The sequence below is a fragment of the Nocardia sp. NPDC058666 genome, from assembly GCF_042714895.1.
Classification (GTDB): domain Bacteria; phylum Actinomycetota; class Actinomycetes; order Mycobacteriales; family Mycobacteriaceae; genus Nocardia.
The window spans coordinates 52,308-70,545 of sequence record NZ_JBHXRY010000011.1 but is presented as its reverse complement, the minus strand read 5'-3'; the positions used below and the strand labels follow the sequence as shown (position 1 = coordinate 70,545).

Here is an 18,238-nt window from a genome sequence, read left to right as displayed (position 1 = left end):
GTTTTACTGTGCGCGCCCATGGGGGTTTGTTCGCGTCGTTGGTGAGGTTTCCACACCTGCGCGCAAGTGATTTCCGCGCCGCGTATCCGGGCTTATGTTCGGTGCGGCTCAAGAGCCGAATTCTTTTTCGCTCTCGGAAAGGCAGACCCTGCATGACCATAACTCGTGGCCGCACGCGCTCATTGCGTGCGGCAATACTGATGGGCGCCGGCATTATGGCTGTCGCCCTCTCGGGGACGGGGGCGGCGGCCGACCCGCAGACCGAACCCACTGAACAGGCGCTGGCCGAAATCATCTATCAGGGCCGCGACGTCGCCTGGGGCACCGACGGTGGGTTGGGCGGCACGGGTTCTGCCTGTACTTCCGGCAGCGGCGCGGGCTCGGGCAACGGCTCCGGCGACTGCCTGGGCGGCTCGGGTTCCAGCTCGGGTTCCTCGGGCGGTTACTCGTCGGATCCCGGCGCGATCGGGCCCGCGTCCACGGCGTTCCTGCCCGCGTTCGGCTACGGCCTGATCAACCCCGACGCGGGTGCCCCCGGCACCAACGACTGGGGTTGCAAGCCCACCGACGCGCACCCCCGCCCGGTCGTGCTGTTGCACGGCACCTGGATGAACGCCTACAACGGCTACGCCTACATGGGTCAGCCCATCAAGGACGCCGGCTACTGCACGTTCACCTTCAACTACGGCCGTTCGGGCATGATGGAAGGCGGTGGCCTGGGTTCGTTCCTGCCCGGTGTCATGGGCACCGGTTACATCGAGGATTCGGCGAAGCAGACCGCGGCGTTCGTGGACCGGGTTCTCGCGGCCACCGGCGCCGACGAGGTCGACATCGTCGCGCACTCGCAGGGCGGGTCGATGGCCAACCACTACACGAAGTTCGTGGGCGGCGCGGCCAAGGTGAAGAACCTGATCACCTTCGGTGCCACGCATCACGGCACCAGCCTCGACGGCATCGGCGCGCTGGGCCGCATGGTCAACAACCTGGGTATCGATGTCCTGGGTCCGGTCGAGATCTTCGTCGGGCACGCGGGTATCCAGCAGACTGTCGGTTCGGACTTCGTCAAGAACCTCAACGCCAACGGTGACACCGTGCCCGGCATCGACTACACCATTGTCGGCACCCGGTACGACGAGGTGACCAACCCCTACGAGCTGACGTTCCTGGATCAGGGCCCCGGCTCCACGGTCAACAACATCGTGTTGCAGGAAGGCTGCGAGCAGGACATCTCCGATCACCTGACGATGATGTACTCCCCGCGTGCGCTGTCGATCGTGCTGCGTGCGCTGGACCCGGTGCAGAACCCGCAGCTGACCTGCACGTTCAACCCGTGGCTGATCGGAGGTGGTGGCTCACTGTAAGCGAGAGCGGAAGGGACCGACATCGGGTGCGTCGCGACAGGCTTGGCCGCGACGCACCCGATTTTCGTGTGTCTAGCCCGCGAGCAGTGCGGCGACCCGGTCCCAGTAGGTGTGCATGTCCTGCTCCCAGTAACCCCAGGAATGCGTGCCTGCCGGGCGAAAGTTGAAGGTGGCCGGGATGTTCAGCGCGGCGAGCCGGTCGCGCAGCAACGCGGTGCACACCACGGTGATCCCGTCGAGGACTCCGCCGATGAGCATCTGGTCCAGCAGCTTGATCGGACTGCCGTCGATGTCGGGGCCGCTGAGGGTATCCAGCGGGCCGGGCAGACCGTTGCCGGTGCTGACGTAAACGCCTACCCCGCGCAGCTTTTCGGCGTTGAGGGCCGCGTCGTTGGCGATCCAGGCGGGATCGGTCGGCGGTCCCCACATGTTCAGCGGGTTGCCGCGCCGCGCGGTGACGATCGAGGCCACCATCGCCTGGCCGGCCGGGTTGCTGGTCTGGATGCAACCGCTGAACGAGCCGACCATCTGAAACCGTTGCGGCGCTTCCTGTGCCATGCGGAACACCGCCGCGCTGGCCATCGACAGCCCGGCCACCGCGTCGCGGCCGGTGCCGTGGAACGCGGAGTCGATGATCGGCGGGAGTTCGGTGGTGAGGAAGGTCAGCCAGCGGTTGCGCCCGGTGCCGGGGTCGTCGACCTGCCAGTCGGTGTAGAAGGTGCCCGCACCGCCGATCGGCATCACGATGTTGGCCTGTTTCCCGACGAAGAAGTCCACGGCATCGGTCTTGGTGAACCAGTTGCTGCCCTCGCGCCAGTCGGGGGTATCGGTGCCGCCGTCGACCCCGTTGATCAGATATAGCGAGCCCGCGGGTTTGTCGGGGTCCGCGGCCGGGATGACCGCGACGGTGATCGGGCGGTTCATCGCCGCGGAGTGCACGGTCAGGTCGATCACCTTGCCGGGGCCGTTGGCCGCCGCCGCGACCGCGAACGAGCCGTTGGGCGCGGGGACCGCCGCCGCCATGGCGTCCGCGGCGACCAGGTCGGGGGCCGCCTGTGCCGTCGCGACGACGGGTAGGCCGGTGGCGGCCAGCGTCACCGCGAGCGCCAGCCGCCGCACCATCGAATTCACCACTGTTTATCTCCGTTCAGGGTTATCGCCCATGGCGGCTCGTCCCATCGACGAGTCGCAGTTCCATCGCCCCGGGCCACAGCACCGACCACGGCTGACTTGGCCCGCTGCACAGCCACACCGCCACACCGCGATTCACGCCGGGAAAGCCGAGCGGTTCGTCGATGTCGGTGAGCAGGGTCGTGTGGGCGAAGCGGGTGCGCAGCGCGGTGTCGGGGTCGTCGACGCCGACGTACAGCACGGTGGTCGCGGTGTCGGGCGGGGTGCCGAAGTAGGCGTAGCCGCGGTTGGGACTGAACACCGCGGGCAGGTCGGTGTTGCGTGCGAAGTCGTCGAGAGCCGCTGCCTGCCAATAGTTCTGGGTCACGATCACCAGACCTTCGCGCTGCTGTGCTGGTAAGCGGTGGTAGGTGTCGGACACGGTGTTGACCAGGTCTTCCCAGCCGCTGGGGCCGAAAAGCACGCTGCGGGAATGGATTTGCGAGTAGTCGTCGGTGGGTTGCCGCAGGTCCGATTCAGGCAGCGGTAGAACGACAACGACACCGACGCAGATCGCGGTCGTGAGTGCGGCCAAGCCGCCACCGACGACCGCGGTCAGCCGGGTGATCTCCCGGTCGGCCAGATACACCGCGCCCGCGGCGAACAGGCCGGGAAACGCCCCGGCGACGAAGTAGGGACGCAAACCGAACAGCACGACCGCGCCGAGTCCGAGCGCGATCATCGGGATCAGGAAGTAGTAGGGGCGGAACCGCTCAGCGCGCAAGCCCGCCCACATGCCGACCAGCAACAGCAGACCGCCGGCCCCGGTGACCTGAATCATCGTCCACGGCGCGGAAAGCACTGCGGCGGTGGCGATTTGCTCCTCGCGCACGACCGCGCCCATGGCCAGTTGTGGCCAGCTGTGGGTGTGCTGCCACCACAGAATCGGGACAGCGGAGCCGGCCAGCAGTCCAGCGCCGAGCCACCAGGCGGGCCGTCGCAGCATCTCGCGCGGACCGAACACGGCCACACCAAGGGCGAGCACCGCGCAGATGATCGGGATCAGCCATTTGACTTGAAAGTCCACGGCGGCAACGAAACCCGCGGCGATCAAGAGGGAGTCCGTGCGCGTGCGCACCCAGCGGATCAGCAGCCACGCGAGCACCGCGGTCAAGGTGATGTCGACGGCGAAGGTGCTCAGCATGGCCGACTGCATCACCGCCATCGGCGTGGTCGCGTAGGCGATCGCGGCGACGGTCTGGGGGAGTCGACCGCCACCGAACTCCCTGGCCATCACCGCGCTGAGCGCGATCGCGACCACGGTGAACAGCAGCGCGGGAAGTCGCAGTGCGACAAGGGAACCCGGTGCGAGGAAGTCCGACAGTGCCGCCAACAGCGGAACCAGCGGGCCCTGATCGGCATAGCTGACCGACGGATGTCGCCCTGCCGCAAGGAAATACAGCTCGTCGCCGCCGATGCGATAGCGGTCGATCCTGGCCAGGAACAGTGCCCCGGCCACCGCCGCGACAAGGGACACCTCCCGCCACGCGAAGGCGGGCAGCGCCGTGGTGGGGGTGGTGGGCACGGTGACGGTGCCGCTGCGGACATTCATGGTGATACTCCGCGATTTCAGGTCCGGTCGCCGCGCGCCGGCGTCGGTACGGCTTCGGAAGGTGTTGAAGGGGAAGGGGTGTCGCGCTTCATCCACTGCGGTGCCCACCAGCAGGCGTCCCCGAGCAGCTTCATGGAGGCGGGCACCAGCAGCATCCGCAGAATGGTGGCGTCGATGAACAAAGCAGTGACCATGCCGAAGGCGATGTACTGCATCATCAGCAGATCCGACAGCGCGAACGCCCCGGTGACCACGAGCAGAATCAGCGCCGCCGCGGTGATGATGCGGCCCGTGCGCGCGATGCCCGTCTGCACGGCCTCGGTGGTGGAAGCGCCCGCGGCCCTGGCTTCGACGATGCGTGACAGCAGGAAGACCTCGTAGTCGGTCGACAGGCCGTAGACCACCGACACGATCACCACCAGCACCAGCGACATGATCGGTTGCGGGGTGAAGCCGAACACCCCCGCGCCGTGCCCGTCGATGAACACCCAGGTCAGCACGCCCAACGTGGCGCCGAGGCCGAGCAGGTTCAACACTGCGGCCTTGAGCGGCAACACCAGCGAACCGAACGTCAGCGCCATCAGCAACGTGCTGGCGAGGAACACGAACAGGATCATCAACGGCATTCGCCGCACCAGCGCGTCGATGCTGTCCTTCTCCACCGCGGGCATACCGCCGACCATCAGCGTCGTGCCCGACGGCAGCGGCATCGAACGCAGATAGTCGATGGTCGCCTCGGCACTGTCGGAACTGTCGAGCACGGTGTGCGTGGTCAGCACCTGCGGTTGGAACGGTGACTGCATCGGTTCGGCGAAAGGCGCGGCCAGGCCGGGAGCGTGGTTGGCGTCGGCGCGCACGGCATCGGCGGTCTCGGGGTCGAACGTGACGATGACCAGGTCGATCGGATCGATCTGACGCAGCGGGAACAGTTCGTCGAAGTGCTGTTGCGCCATGCGCGTCGGATGATCCGGCGGCAGGAAACGTTCGTTGATGGAACCGAAGGCCAGATTCTGCATCGGGACGATGAGCAGCAACAGCCCGGCACAGATCGGAATCGCCACCATCAGTGGACGTTTCATCACTCCCGCGGCGAACCGACCCCAAATGTTCTCGGGGACACGGTCACTGGCGACCGGCTTGCGGAACCAGTCGACTCCCAGCCAGTCCACACGCCTGCCCAACACGGCCAGCATCGCGGGCAGCAGCGTGATCGAGGTGAACGCGGCCAGCGAAATGGTGATGATGGCGCCATAGGCGAACGAGCGCAGGAATCCCTGCGGGAACACCAGAATGCCAGCCGCCGCGACCACCACGATCAGGGCCGAGAACAACACCGTGCGCCCCGCCGTGGTCACCGACCGCCGCACCGCGTCGTCGACGGAGCGTCCATCGGCGAGTTCCTCACGGAAGCGACTGAGCACGAACAGCCCGTAGTCGATCGCCAAGCCGAGCCCGATCATCGAAACAACAGGGGAGACAAAGGAGTTCACCTCGGTGACGGCGGTGAGGCACCGCAGCAACCCCCACGCGCCCAGCATGGTGAGCCCGCCGACGATCAACGGCAGCGCCGCGGCGACCACACCACCGAACAGGAAGAACAACAGCACCGCGACCACGGGGATCGCGAACAGCTCCACGCGCCGCTGATCCTGAACCATGGTGTCGCTCAACGCCAATGCCACCGGTTGCCCGCCGGCCAGCTCGACCTCGACCCCCGGAATCACCAACTGCGCGGCGATCTTTCGGTAGTTGCGGCCCTGCTCGGTGGGATCCACGCCGCTGACCGCCACCGACGCGAAGGCGTAATCCTTGTCGGGCGAACCGAACACCTCGGGCAGCGCCACCCCGGTATCGGTGGGCCAGTACGCGCCGTTGACGCGGTCGATCTGGTCCGGGAACCGCTGCGGGAGGCTGTTCAGCCCCGCCACCACTTTGTCGGTGAAGACCGGATCGTCGATGGTGGTGCCGTCGGGCGCGCGGACCAGCAGGATCACATCACTGCTGTGATCGCGACCGAACGCGTTGTCGCGCACGTGCGCCGCACGCACCGATTCCGACGACGGATCGTCGAATCCCTTCGAACTCAGATCCGCGCCAAGGCCCAGACCATAGGCACCCAGTGTCAGCAACCCGGCCACCATCACCACGATGACCGCGTAACGACGCCGCACCACGGTATCGGCCCACTGGTTCAACTCGGCGAACACATTCGCCTCCCAACTACTCGCGATGGGGTCGAACCTGTCACTGTCAGCAGCCTTTTCGGTCGCGATAACGCAATGTTGCACCCGGTCACAACGTCCACCGGAATGTTGTTGTGAGCGATTACTTCGCGCTATGGGTCCGATCACAGGGGTTCGCGCGATGACCCGTCCGAAATTCCAGAGGTCGGTAATCGGACGATCGACACGCTGGTGCGCTCCTTACGTTGACATCACACGGTCGAAGGACAACAGACCGGTCGAGCCGGAGGAAATTGCGTGTCGGATATTGCCATTGTCGGAATCGGATGTCGGTTCGCGGGCGGAATCGATTCCCCGGAATCGTTCTGGGACTTTATCGTCGACAAACGCGACGGCGTCGTGGAGATGCCCGCCGATCGCTGGGATTGGCGCCGCTACTACGACCCCGAACCCCGCACACCGGGGCGCAGCTACACCAAACACGGTGCGTTCATGACCACCGACCCGTGGTCGTTCGATCCCGACTTCTTCGGGATCTCGCCCCGCGAGGCCACGGTGCTGGACCCGCAGCAGCGGCTGATGCTCGAGGTGACCTGGGAGGCCCTCGACGACGCCGGGATCGCGGGTAAGGCCGCCGGTGCGCAGGTGGGCGTGTATGTGGGCGGGTTCGTGGTGGACCAGTCGGTGATCGGCGTGGTCGGGCCGGCGCTGTTCCACACCGACATGCACACCCCCGCCAGCGCCTCGTACACGATGCTGTCCAACCGCATCGCCTACGCGCTGAACCTGGTCGGTCCCGCGATCACCGTCGACACCGCCTGCTCGTCGTCGCTGGTCGCGTTGCATCTGGCCTGCCAGGCGCTGGACAACGACGACTGCAAGGTGGCGCTGGCGGGCGGCGTCAATGTGATGCTGCAGCCGGAAACGTTCGTGCTCATGTGCAAGGGCGGGTTCCTCGCCGCCGACGGGCGCTGCAAGTCCTTCGACGCCTCCGCCGACGGTTACGGCCGCGGTGAGGGCGCGGGCATGATCGTGCTGAAGAAGCTGGCCGACGCGCAGGCGGACGGCGATCGCGTCTACGCGGTGATCAAGGCGACCGGATCGAACCAGGACGGCCGCACCACCGCGATCACCGTACCCAATGTCGATTCGCAGGAGGCACTGGCCCGCACCGTGTGCGAACGTTCGGGCATACCCGCCGACGAGATCACCTACCTGGAAGCGCACGGCACCGGAACTCTGGTCGGCGATCCGGTTGAATTGCGGGCTCTCGGAAGGGTGTTCGGGTCGCCGTCCGGCCGGACCGGCACCATCGGCGTCGGCTCGGTGAAAGCCACCATCGGCCACACCGAAGCCGCCGCGGGCGTGGCCAGCGTGATCAAAGCCGCACTGGCACTGCAACATCGCACGCTGCCGCCCCAGGGCTGGCTCAACAACCCCAACCCTGACATCCCCTTCGACGAGCTGGGCCTGCACGTACAGACCGAAGCGCAACCACTGCCCGCCGATGCCGCGCCGATGTCGGTGGCGGTCAATGGTTTCGGCTACGGCGGCACCAACGCCCACGCCATCCTGCAGGAATTCCGCGCTCCCGCACCAGCTTCCGAGGCTCCCCGGCACCTGGGCATCCTGCCGCTGTCCGCGCGCAGCACCGGTGCCGCACGGGCGCTGGCAGGCCGGTTCGCCGACCTGATCGCCGCCGGGGCCGACCCGGACCGGCTGGCCGAGGCGGCCTGGACCCGGATGGCGCACCACCCGTTCCGCACCGGCGTGCTCGTGGACGGCTCCACCGACGACCTGGTGCGCGAGCTGCACGAATACGCCGCGGGCACCGGCCGCGACGCCACCCGCACGATCACCTCCGGCACCACCGAACCGGTGTTCGTGTTCTCGGGCATGGGACCGCAGCACTGGAAGATGGCGCGCGACCTGCTCACCGCCGGTGGGGTTTTCGCGGAGGCCGCCAAAGAGATCGACGCGGAGTTCCAGGCTGTCGCGGGCTGGTCCATCATCGAGGAATTGCTGAAGCCCGAAGACGAATCACGCGTCACCCGAACCGAAGTCGCCCAACCCGCCAACTTCCTGGTCCAGGTGGGTCTGGTGCGCGAGCTGGCCGAATACGGCATCGTGCCCGCGGCCATCCTCGGGCACAGCGTGGGCGAGGTGTCCGCGGCGTACGTCAGCGGGATGCTGTCGCTGCGTGACGCGGTGCGCGTGGCCTATCACCGGGCGCGCCTGCAGGCCACGACCGCGGGCACCGGCGGGATGCTCGCCATCGGCATGAGCAGAGAGCAGGCCGACGCGCTCATCGTCGACGATCCTCGGGTCGATATCGCCGCGATCAACAGCCCCACCTCCCTGACGCTGTCGGGTGATGTCGATCGGCTCGACGAGATCGCCGAAAAGCTCACCGAGGACGGTATTTTCGCGCGTCGTCTGCGGGTGGAGGTGCCGTATCACAGTCGTCTGATGGCGCCGATTCGCGACGAATTGCTCACGGCGCTGGCCGATCTGACGCCTGAGGCGCCCTCGGTGCCGCTGTACTCCTCGGTGACCGGCGCGCTGGTCACCGAAGGGGACTGGAACGCCGAATACTGGTGGTCCAATGTCCGTGAGCCCGTGCGCTTCTTCGACGCCGTGGTCAACCTGATCGGCGCCGGCAACCGCGTCTACCTCGAGGTCGGCCCGCACCCGGTGCTGTCGGGCAATATTCGCGAAGCACTGGTCGACGCGGACGTGCACGGCACCACCGTGGCCACCCTCGACCGCGAACAGTCCGACTCACACAGCCTGCGCCGCACCCTGATCGGCCTGCACGCCGCCGGCGTGCTCGACCGCGACCTGCTGTTCCCACAGCGCACCGCCGCGCACGTGCCGTTGCCGCGCTACCCCTGGCAGCGCACCCACCTGCACTCCGCACTGCCCCTGTTCGAACAGGCACGGCTCGGCACCCCCGACGGCTACGCCATGCTCGGCGACCCCGATGTGGAAGGACGCCCGGAATGGCTGCTGCAGGTGGGCACGCAGCTGCTGCCGTGGCTGGCCGACCACGTCGTGAACGGGGTCAAGATCATGCCGGGCGCGGCCTACCTGGACGCCGCGCTCAGTGCCACCGCACAGCGGATCGGCAGCAAACAGGTTGCGCTGGAAGGGGTTCGGTTCGTCGCGCCGTTGATCATGGGCGCACCCGATGTGCCGCTGGTCGCGATGAGCGTGGAGGAGGCCAGCGGCCGGTTCCTGATCCGGTCGCGCAGCGCCACGGGCACGGCGTGGACGGTGCACTCCTCGGGGCGCACGCTGACCGGAAGTCACGAGCAGACCGAGGTCGAACTGCCCACCATCGAGGTGGGTGTCGATGTCGACCCGGCGATGTTCTACGCGGGGCTCGCAGCAGCCGGCCTGCAGTACGGGCCGACGTTCCAGCGGGTCACCTCGGTGCGCGTGGGGCGCGATGTGGTGCTGGCCACGGTCGACGGAACCATCGCCACGGACTCGCGGCATCTCGCACACCCTGCCGTCGTTGACGCAGCGATGCAATGTGCCGCAATGCTTTTCACTGACGAGCGGATCAACGAGGGCGTCATGGTGCCCGTCGGGGTGACCGCGGTGCGTCTGCTGGCCGAACTCCCGGCCGAGATCACCGTCATCGCCCGCCGCGACCCCAACGCCCGCCTGCGCGCCGACGTGGACCTGCTCGATCAGGACCGAAAGCTGGTCGCGCGCTTGACCGGCCTGCAGATCGGCGCGCTCAAGCCCGGCGACAGCCCGCTGCACCGGATGGCCGACTTCTACTACACCGAAACCCTCGAACAGCGCGACCCCATCGATCCCGCCGAACTCGCCGACGCGGGAACGGTTTCCACGCTGATCGTCGAGCTCGGCGACAGCCCTCGGATCAAGCAACTGGCCACCGCGTTGCCCGGATCCCGTGTCTATCGCGCCGATCCCTCCGACGACCTCGAGACCGATCTGGTCGCGCACCTCGCCGAGGCCAAGGCCGAACAGGCCAAACGGCTGCACGTGTGCGTCGTGGCCGGCGCGGGCACGGACGACCTCACCGACCTGTGGACGCTCAAGCGCATCGCGGTCGCGGTCTCGGAATTCGCCAACCCGACCGTGGAAGGCGCACCGCCGCAATCACACTTCGGTGACGGCACCGTCCACGCCACCCTGATCACCGAAGGCGCCTGCGCGGTACCCGGCAACGACCTCGTGCCCGACACCCGCCAGGCCGCACTCGCGGGCGGACGTCGCGTGCTGCTCAACGAGCAGACCCCACTGCGCTGGCGCCTGATCGACACCGAACCGAGCACCCCCATCGCCGACCTCGTCACCGAACTCGGTGTGCCAGGCGCGTTCTCGCTCGACAACACCGACGAGGTAGTGCTGCGCGACGGTGTGCGCTGGGCACCGGTGGTCACCAAGCCGCTGCCCGACCGGATCGAAGAACTGGAAACCTCGCACCCGCTGGCAGACCCGGAGGCCAACTTCGAACTGGACCTGCCACGCACCCGGCTGCTGTCACAGGTGGCCTGGCGGCAGTGCCCGCGTCCCGCGCCCGCCCCCGGCGAGGTCGAGGTGCGCATGGCGGTGATCGGCCTCAACTACAAGGACCCGCTCAAGATCATCGGCCTGCTGGGCGAACGTGAGCTCGCCCCAACGTATTTCGGCACCGTGCCCGGCATGGAAGGCATCGGCACCGTGGTGCGGGTCGGCGACAATGTCACCGACGTCGCGGTCGGTGACAAGGTCGCGGTGGCGTCCAAGGGCATGATGCGCCGGTTCGCGGTGGTGGATCGGCAGCTGGCGGTGGCCGTGCCCGCCGACACCGACCCCGGCCACTGCACCAGCACCATCGCCTTCGGCACCGCCGAATACGCCCTGCACGACCTGGCCCGCCTCGAACCAGGCGAGACCGTGCTGATCCACGGCGCGGCAGGCGGCGTCGGCACCGCGGCCATCCAGGTCGCCAAGGCGATCGGTGCCCGCATCATCGGCACCGCGAGCTCGCCCGAACGTCGCGAACACGTGCTCGCGATGGGCGCGCACCACGCGGTGAACTCGCGATCGCTGAACTTCGTCGACGATGTCCTCGCCCTGACCAACGGGGCGGGCGCCGACGTGATCATCAGCAGCGCGCCAGGGGAGATCCTGCGCCAGAACTTCAATGCCGCAGCCGAATTCGGTCGCATCGTCGAAGTCGGCAAGGCCGACATCTACACCGGTGGCCTGCTGGAACTGGCCAACTTCGACAAGAACCTCGCCTACTACTCGATGGACCTGGACCGGCTGGTCGCGGTCCGCCCGCAACGCCTGGCCCGCCTGCTGGAACGGGTATTCGAGAAGGTCACCGACGGCACCTACACCCCGCTGCCGTACCAGCTCTTCGACACCCACGAGGTGAGTCAGGCGTTCGAGGAGACCCTGCGCTCCGCACGCGTTGGCCGCGTCGCGCTGCGCATGGACGACCCGCAGCCGCCCGTGCGACCCTTCCTCCCGCCGATCGAGATCGACAGCAGTGCAAGCTATCTCATCACCGGTGGCTTCGGCGGCTTCGGCATGGCACTGGGCCGCTGGCTGGCACTGCGCGGTGCGCGCAGGCTGGTACTGGTCGGGCGCAGCGGTGCCACCACCGACACCGCACGCCGGCAGCTCGAGGTCTGGCGGGCAGTGGGCATCGAGGTGATCGAAGAACACGCCGACGTCACCGACGCCGACGCGGTCGCCGCGATCGTGGCCCGCGCGCACAGCCCACAACACCCCCTGCGCGGAATATTCCACGCCGCGGGCGCGGTGGCCGACAACCGCCTGGCCAACATGCAGTTCGCCGAACTGGACCGGGTCTACCGTCCCAAAGTCCATGGCGCGCAAACACTGCACCAGGCCGTGGCCGACGCAGGCATCACCTTGGACATGTTCGTACTGTGTTCGTCGGGCGGCTCGATGTACGGCATCTACGGGCAGTACAACTACTGCGCCGCCAACATCGCCGTGGAGACCCTGGCGCAACGCTGGGCCGCCGCCGGCGAACGCGCACTGTGCATCGGCTGGGGCCACCTGTCGGGCGCGTCAGGCGGCATGGCCTCCGACGAAACCGCCGAAAAGTATTTGGACCTGGTGGGATTCGGCCCCATCGACATGGCCGACGCCACCGCCTACCTGGAACAGGCACTGCGCCTGGGCGCCACCCGAGCGGCGATCATCCCCACCGACTGGGCGAAACTGACCGGCACCTTCCCGCAGCTGGCACGCACCGGCCGCACCGCCGCCCTGGCCCGCACCTCGGCCAAGGACACCTCCGAATTGGCCAGGCTGCGTGAGGAATTGGCGGCCATGGACGAGGCCAAGCGCGGACCCGCCATCGCCCGGAAGATGGCCGACGAACTCGCGGTCGTCATGGGCGTGCCGGTCGAGTCGATCGACATGACCGTGCCGGTGCCAGAACTGGGGCTCGACTCGTTGATGGCGGTCGAACTGGGCGCGCGCGTGACCAAGACGTTGGGCATCGACCTGATGTCGATGCAGATGGGTCGCTCGTTCAGTCTCGAACAGGCCGGACCGAAGGTCGCGGAGCTCATCCTGGCCTCGGAACCCGTTGTCACACCACCACTTCCGACACCCGAATCCTCACCGCAAGCCGAGGAGTCGACCGACTGGACCGTCGATCGACCCGCGGACGTCTCGATGGCGGGATCGCACTGATGGTGAACTTCGGCCTGATCGACGAATGGCGGCCCTCGCCCGGCCGCCTGGTGACCTGGTTCGCCTCGGCGGACTCGGTCGCGCGCGCGGCGAGAGCACCGGTGCATCCGTCGCCGCCCTCGCTACAGCAGGAACAGTATCTACGCCTGGCCGACCGGCACTCCGGCGCGGACTTCCGGTTCTCCGGACTGTGCCTGGTCACCGCCGAGATCCCCACCGGTGCCCTGGACCGCGACGCCATCACCCGCGTGATCCACGCATTCCTGTTGCGCCACGACACCTTTCGCACCTGGTTCGCCGTGGAACCCGGTGGCACGGTGCGCAGGCATCTGGTCCCCGAGACTGATGTCGAGTTCATCCCCGTCGACTATGGCTACATCGACGACCCCGAAGCGATCTGTCGACACGTGGAGAAGACCACCCCCGGCCCGTTCCAATGGGACTGTTTCACCTTCGGCGCGATCGAACACGAACACTCCACCACGGTCTACTTGGCCGTGGACCACCTGCACACCGACGGACTCGGGCAATACCTGTCCGCGGCCGACTTCGCCCAGCTCTATGCCGCGCAACTGTGGGCCGACGCCGAACCGCTCGCCCCCGCGGCCAGCTACCTGGACTACTGCCGCAACGAACGTTTCGTCAGCGACCAGCAGAGCCTGTCCTCGCCCGGAGTACGGAAATGGTTGGCGCTGTTGGCGGGCAACGACAACCGACTGCCGGTCTTCCCGCTCGACCTGGGCAAGAAGACCGACGGCTACCACCGCAGCGCCCACCGCAGCATCGAACTGCTCGACGACGAGCAGGCCGACCGCTTCGAACAGGTCTGTCGTGCCAACGGCGCCGACTTCGTGGGCGGAGTATTCGCCGCGGCGGCACTGGCCGAACGGGAACTGGTCGGCTCGGACTACTACTTCGGCATGACCCCGATCAGCACCAGAACCACAGCGGCGGAGAACAATTCGGTCGGCTGGTACGTCACGCTGGTCCCGGTCGCGTTTCCACTGAGCGAACGCACCACCATCGGCCGCGCTATCACCCTGGCCCAACGCGCGTACGACAGCGGCCTGCTGATGGCACCCACCTCCTTCCATCGGGTGCTGGAACTGCTGCCGCCCGATTCCGAGATCAAGGCCGAACCCGGCTGGGTCACGCCGATGATCTCGTTCATCGACGCCAGAGACTTCCTCGGCAACGAACTGTTCGACAGCCTGAACGCCGGCGTCTTCGCCAACCGCGCCGCCTCCGAAGAAGCACTGATCTGGATCAACCGGCTGCCGGGACGCACCTCACTGAGCGTGATCTTCCCCGACACCGAGATCGCCCAGGACTCGGTGTCGCGCTACCTCACCACCATGAAGTCGGTCTTCACAGCCATTATCGACAGCGGCGAGGCTAACCAGTGATCCGAGAAGAGTTCGAACCCAGCATCTTTCGTGATCCTTTCATCCCCGATGGCGAGAAGTCGACGTACCGCGTCGGCATCGCCGGACAACCGGGAAGCCTGGACGTGTCGCACGTCGTGGTGCACGCCCGCGGCGGTTACCACACGACACTCGAAGTGAGCTCCGGAGATTCGGGTCAGCGCGGGCTGTCCATGACGATCGAGCAGCGGATAGGCCGCATCGACGGATACCTGCACGCGGAATCCTATCGCGCGCAAACACTGTCGGGAACCACGGTGGTGTCGCGGGAAGAAGCCAACTTCGCCGACACCGTGCACCTGCAGTTCGGTGGCCTTCCCGAGCCGTTCCCGGCGAACGTGATGCCGATCGCCGGCGGGCTCACCCTGCTGCGCGGGCTGGAATTCGCCGACGGGCTGGTCGAAACGGTCGACGCGTGGCTGTCGTTCTCCGTGCACTGGCCGCTGCTGGTCCGGGTGGAGAAACAGGTCGTGTTCGCGGGGCCCGCCGGGGTGTTTCCCTGCTGGCAGGTGCGGATGCGGCCGGGATTCGACCAGGTGAACCCCATGCTGGACAAGATGGTCGGCTCCGTCGTGCCGCCGTTCCTCGCGCTGTTCGAGGTCGCGGAACCGCATCGGCTGGTGCAGGTCAGCTTCCCGACGCAGATGTCGATGTCGGCCCCGCGCGCCACGATGGAGTTGGTGTCATGACCGTCAAGCTCGACACGCGTGAGCTCGGTGCGTGGCTGGCCTTCGGTGCGTGCCTGATCGCGGTGTTCATGCAGATGATCGACGTGACGATCGTGAATACCGCGCTGCCGAATCTAACCGCCGACCTCGGTGCATCCAGATCCGCTCAGCTGCTGGTGATTTCGGGATACGCGTTGGCTTTCGCGTGCACGTTACTCACTGCGGCGCGGGTCGGTGCGATGGTCGGTAGGCGCAGGATGTTCCTGGTGTCGGTGGTTGCTTTCACTGCCGCGTCGGTGTGGTGTGGATTGGCCGACGGCGCAACCGAATTGGTGATCGCGCGAGTGGTGCAGGGTGCGGCGGGCGCGGGGATGGCGGCCCAGACGATCGCGATTCTCACGGCTGGCTTTCCGCGCGAACGGCATCCGTTGGTGTTCGCGCTGTACGGGGGAGTGGCGGGGTTCGCCGGGATGCTCGGGCCGATCGTGGGCGGGGTGCTGCTCACCCTCGATATCGGCGGGTGGGGGTGGCGGTCGGTGTTCTTGATCAACCTGCCCATCGGGGTGTTCGCGTTCGCGCTGGCCTGGAAGTTTTTGGACCGGAGTAAGCCCGAAGGGGGACACCAGCTCGATCTGGTCGGGGCTGCGCTGTCGGGGCTCGGATTGTTCGCCTTGATCGCCGGGATGGCGCAGATTCAGGAACACGGGTGGCGACTGGACCTGCTCGCGGTGGTCGGTGCCGGGGTCGTGCTCGTCGGGGTGTTCCTCGCACAGCAGCGCAGCCGCACCGCGCGGGGTGCGAGCCCACTCGTGCGGCTTGACCTGTTCGGCAATCACGGCTTCCGGATCGGGTCGGTGCTGGTGGGGGCATTCTTCGGACTGTTCACCGCGTTCGTGTTCGCGGCCTCGATCACCATGCAGGATGTGCTCGGGTACTCGCCGTTGCTCACCGGCATGGTGATGACGTTGTTCGCGCTGGGTGCTGGTGCGGGGGCCATCGGGTCGCTGGTTTTGGTTCCGCGCTGGGATATCTGGGCGTTGGCCGGGGGGATCGCGCTGTTCGGTGGGTGCATCGGGGCGGGTGGGGTTTATCTGTACCTGGTCGATGGGGTGGCGAGCGCGCTGCTGTGTGCCGGGCCGGTGTTCGCCGCCGGGTTCGGGGTAGGGGTGTTCGGGGTGCAGTTGCAGCCGATGATGTTGTCCGGGCTGGATTCGGCGCGGATGGCTGAGGCTTCGGGGGTGCTGCCCACTGTCGAACAGGTTGGGAATGCGGTGGGTTTGGCGGTGTTGACAACGGTGTTCTTCCGATCGCACACGCTCGGGGGCAGCATCATGATGATGGGGGCCATCGCCGGTGTTGCGCTGGTTCTCGCGGTGATGACGTTGGCGATGCCGTCACGTGCGCGTCGAGAACAGGCTGCTGCTGTGGCTGTGTGAAGCGTCGGGTCTCGCGCGGTTGCCGGAGTCTCGTGTGGCGTCGCCGCAGGTTGTCGTACCCCGGTGCCAGACTCTGGCAGGTGCGATGGGCGATAGCGGAGACGGGTGACGGTGGCGCTCGCCTGTGCCCGCTCGACCAGGACGGACACCCCGCCGGGCCCGTGGTCGACGAACCCTCGCTCATCGAGGCGGTGCGCTCGCGACCCGACGTCGACAGGTGGGTGTGGCGATCCACCGCGGAGATCTATCGGCCCCTGCTCGCGGCGGGTGTGTGGGTGCAGCGCTGCTACGACGTGCAGGCAGCCGAATCGCTGCTGATCGGCCACGAAGAAGGGCAGTCGGGCCAACCCCGCTCGCTCGCCGCCGCATGGGCACGCCTGCACAACCTGCCCGTTCCGCCCGATGGTCCTCTGCGCGCCGCCGAAACCCAGCCGTCGCTGTTCGACTCCGGCCCCGTGCCGCTCCCCGCGGGCACTGACGAGTTCACCGCCCTGCTCGCGGTCTACGCCGCACAGATCGCCCGCACAGCCCGCACCGAACATCCCGACCGTATGCGCCTGCTGCTCGCCGCGGAATCAGCGGGAATGCTCGTCGCGACGGAAATGGGTCTCGCCGGAATCCCGTGGCATGCCGACGTCCACCGGGAACTCTTGGATTCCTTTCTCGGCGAACGTTTTCCCGGCGGTTCGGAACCACGCCGCATGGCGGAACTGGCCGACGAAGTCTCCCAGGCATTCGGGTTCCGAGTCCGCCCCGACCTACCCGCCGACATCATCAAAGCCTTCGGCCGCGCCGGAATCCTGTTGTCCTCCACCAGAAAATGGGAAATCCAGAACATCGACCACCCCGCCGTAGCCCCCCTGCTGGCCTACAAATCGCTGTACCGCCTGTACACCGCCAACGGCTGGTCCTGGCTCGAACAATGGGTCCACGACGGCCGCTTCCGCCCCGAATACCTGCCCGGCGGAACAGTATCCGGCCGCTGGACAACCAATGGCGGTGGCGCACTACAGATCCCGAAGGTGATCCGTCGTGCCATCCGCGCCGACCCCGGCTGGTCCCTGGTCGTCGCCGACGCCGACCAGATGGAACCCCGAGTACTCGCCGCCATCTCCCGAGACCCCGGCCTGATGGAAGTAGCGGGCCGCGGCGACGACCTCTACGCCGACCTGGCCGCCCGCGGCTTCGGCGGCGACCGAGACCAAGCCAAAATCGCCCTGCTGAGCGCCATCTACGGCCAAACCTCCGGCGACGCCCTCACCCACATGGCCAACCTGCGCCGCCGCTACCCCGCCGCCGTCGCCTACGTCGACGACGCCGCCCACGCCGGCGAAGAAGGCCGCCTGGTCCGCACCTGGCTGGGCCGCACCTGCACACCCCTGTCGGTGCCGCCCGACGACTTCGAACCGCCCCCCGACACCCGCACCAACTCCGCCGCCCGGGCCCGCGGCCGCTTCACCCGCAACTTCGTGGTCCAAGGCAGCGCCGCCGACTGGGCTCTGCTGGTCCTGGCAGGCCTGCGCCACGCGCTGCGCGACCTGCGCGCGGAACTGGTCTTCTTCCAACACGACGAAGTGATCGTGCACTGCCCGACCGACGAAGCCGAAACAGTCGCCGCGGCGATCGCCACCGCCGCGAACACCGCGGGCCGAATCGCCTTCGGACACACCCCAGTTCGGTTCCCTTTCACCACCGCGGTGGTGCAGTGCTACGGCGACGCGAAATAGGTCGCATCGGGCTGC

Annotated in this window: 9 protein-coding genes; 6 read left to right on the top strand and 3 right to left on the bottom strand. The window is 67.4% G+C overall.

Features of this window, described 5'->3' with window-relative positions; translation table 11 throughout:
* Window positions 1-152 precede the first annotated feature (152 nt).
* Window positions 153-1,361: an esterase/lipase family protein gene (locus tag ACFWVD_RS21935; RefSeq protein ID WP_379245584.1), complete on the top strand. Its 1,209-nt coding sequence runs from the start codon at window positions 153-155 to the stop codon at window positions 1,359-1,361.
* 72 nt (window positions 1,362-1,433) lie between these two features.
* Here ACFWVD_RS21935 and ACFWVD_RS21930 read toward each other — a convergent pair whose 3' ends face one another.
* Genes ACFWVD_RS21930 through ACFWVD_RS21920 form a run of 3 tightly spaced genes read right to left on the bottom strand, consistent with a single transcriptional unit; the run spans window position 1,434 to window position 6,290 of the window.
* Window positions 1,434-2,495, bottom strand: a complete 1,062-nt coding sequence (locus ACFWVD_RS21930) for an alpha/beta hydrolase (protein ID WP_379245582.1) — start codon at window positions 2,493-2,495, stop codon at window positions 1,434-1,436.
* A 19-nt stretch (window positions 2,496-2,514) separates the two neighbouring features.
* Window positions 2,515-4,083 carry an ArnT family glycosyltransferase gene (locus tag ACFWVD_RS21925; protein WP_379245580.1) on the bottom strand — a complete coding sequence of 523 codons (1,569 nt, stop codon included), beginning with the start codon at window positions 4,081-4,083 and terminating at the stop codon, window positions 2,515-2,517.
* Between the two features lie 17 nt (window positions 4,084-4,100).
* Window positions 4,101-6,290 (bottom strand): MMPL family transporter, encoded by a 2,190-nt coding sequence (locus ACFWVD_RS21920; RefSeq protein ID WP_379245578.1) that lies wholly within the window; start codon window positions 6,288-6,290, stop codon window positions 4,101-4,103.
* A 273-nt stretch (window positions 6,291-6,563) separates the two neighbouring features.
* On the opposite strand from ACFWVD_RS21920, the gene ACFWVD_RS21915 reads away from it, so the two are divergent.
* The 5 genes from ACFWVD_RS21915 (at window position 6,564) to ACFWVD_RS21895 (ending at window position 18,223) form a co-directional block, all read left to right on the top strand.
* The gene (locus tag ACFWVD_RS21915) at window positions 6,564-12,968 is read left to right on the top strand and encodes a type I polyketide synthase (RefSeq protein ID WP_379245576.1); all 6,405 of its coding nucleotides are present in this window, start codon (window positions 6,564-6,566) and stop codon (window positions 12,966-12,968) included.
* Entirely contained in the window at window positions 12,968-14,374 is a 1,407-nt protein-coding gene (locus tag ACFWVD_RS21910; protein ID WP_379245574.1) for a condensation domain-containing protein, read from the top strand. Before ACFWVD_RS21915 ends, ACFWVD_RS21910 begins: the two co-directional genes overlap by 1 nt.
* Entirely contained in the window at window positions 14,371-15,081 is a 711-nt protein-coding gene (locus ACFWVD_RS21905) for a hypothetical protein (protein ID WP_379245572.1), read from the top strand. Before ACFWVD_RS21910 ends, ACFWVD_RS21905 begins: the two co-directional genes overlap by 4 nt.
* On the top strand, window positions 15,078-16,496 hold the full coding sequence (locus ACFWVD_RS21900) for an MFS transporter (protein WP_379245570.1): 1,419 nt from the start codon (window positions 15,078-15,080) through the stop codon (window positions 16,494-16,496). Before ACFWVD_RS21905 ends, ACFWVD_RS21900 begins: the two co-directional genes overlap by 4 nt.
* An 80-nt stretch (window positions 16,497-16,576) precedes the next feature.
* A complete protein-coding gene (locus ACFWVD_RS21895; RefSeq protein WP_379245568.1) occupies window positions 16,577-18,223 on the top strand; it encodes a bifunctional 3'-5' exonuclease/DNA polymerase in 1,647 nt (548 codons plus the stop codon).
* Window positions 18,224-18,238 lie beyond the last annotated feature (15 nt).